At 36.4% G+C, this 1,406-nt stretch carries 1 protein-coding gene; it reads right to left on the bottom strand.

Annotated features, from left to right (window positions below; all coding sequences use genetic code 11):
- Window positions 1-261: 261 nt before the first annotated feature.
- Window positions 262-1,179: a site-specific integrase gene (locus QOS03_RS09100; protein ID WP_283576184.1), complete on the bottom strand. Its 918-nt coding sequence runs from the start codon at window positions 1,177-1,179 to the stop codon at window positions 262-264.
- Window positions 1,180-1,406: the final 227 nt, after the last annotated feature.

Here is a 1,406-nt window from a genome sequence, read left to right as displayed (position 1 = left end):
AGCTCCATCAACCAATAATCAATTGGTCAGTATTATTTATTTGAGTCCAGTGGCTAACTTATTCTTGAAATTTAGGATTTGTTAATTTTCCGACAATGGAAGAACAAAGGAGAATTGGCAAAACTTTATTCTTAATTGATAAAACTATCACTTTGCATGACAAGAAAATCCAATATCTTAAACAACTTAAACGAGGGTTATTACAAAAGATGTTCGTCTAATTCAAAAAGGATAGCGGCATGAAACCGTTATTCTTTTTTGTTATAGTGATGCTAAATGCTGCATGATTTTTGAATTGTCTTTATTCTCTAACTCCTGAATAATATGGAGATAAGTTTGTTGAGTAGTCGTCATATCAGCATGTCCCAAACGCTTGGCAACACTAGCAATCGATACGCCTGCAAAAAGCAGCAAAGAAGCGTGAGTGTGTCTTAAACCGTGCACTGAGATTACTGGAATATCAAGTTCTTCACAATACCGTTGTAAAAGATTATTGATGGTTGAATTAAATACACGTTTCTGGACAAACAAAGGCTGATCTTCAGGGAAGTCTTGAGTAACCCGGTTAAGTTGCATTGCTAATTTCCAGTCAATCGAAACCTTGCGAATCGATGAAGCATTTTTAGTCGGTTTAAAGCCACCAGCATAATTTTTATAGTCCCAAGTTTTGTCAACGTTAATAGTTTGTCCTTCTAAACCAATGTCTTTTTTGGTTAGTCCCAAAGCTTCACCAAAGCGCAGGCCGGTTTTGGCAATGATTAAAATGAGCCAATCAAAGCTGGGAAACTGTGATAAATCAAGGTGGCGCAACAGTAATTTTAGCTCAAACTCATTTAAATATTTAGTTTTCTTCTCGGTTGGTGTTTTACCTTTGACAACAATTTTGCGGGTTGGGTCTCGTTTTAAATAGCCTTCATCATACGCATCAAGTAGCATAGCTTTTAATTGATGGTGGAAGTCCATCGTAGTTGCTTTCTCATGTGTTTTGGCAAATTCATTTAAGATCTGCTGATACTCTAGTCGTGATACATCAACTAATTTAAGTTCTGGGGCAATCTGTTTTAAGTGCCGATATGATAGCCAGTACTTCTCTAATGTGCGCTCTCGGACTGCCCCGTCCTTATACACCTCAATCCATTGAGCAAAGTAGTCATATAACAAAATTTGTTTTCTCCGCATAAAAAATCTCCTTAGCAAATATCTTGCTAGGGAGATTTTAAATTAGACGAACATCTTTTGTAGTAATGCGCGCTTGAGACGCTTTAGATTATCAATTTTATGCTGGTGATGGGTGATGAGGTTATCAACACTTAATAGCAACTTTGAAATTGGCAGATTGTAAAATTTAAGTTGAACATTTTAGTGGACAGAAAAACCCATAAAGGTCTTTAATGGTGTCGTCACAA

It is taken from the genome of Limosilactobacillus pulli (assembly GCF_947381555.1).
GTDB lineage: Bacteria > Bacillota > Bacilli > Lactobacillales > Lactobacillaceae > Limosilactobacillus > Limosilactobacillus pulli.
The sequence above is the reverse complement of the archived record's forward strand: the minus strand, read 5'-3'. Positions and strand labels throughout refer to the sequence as shown.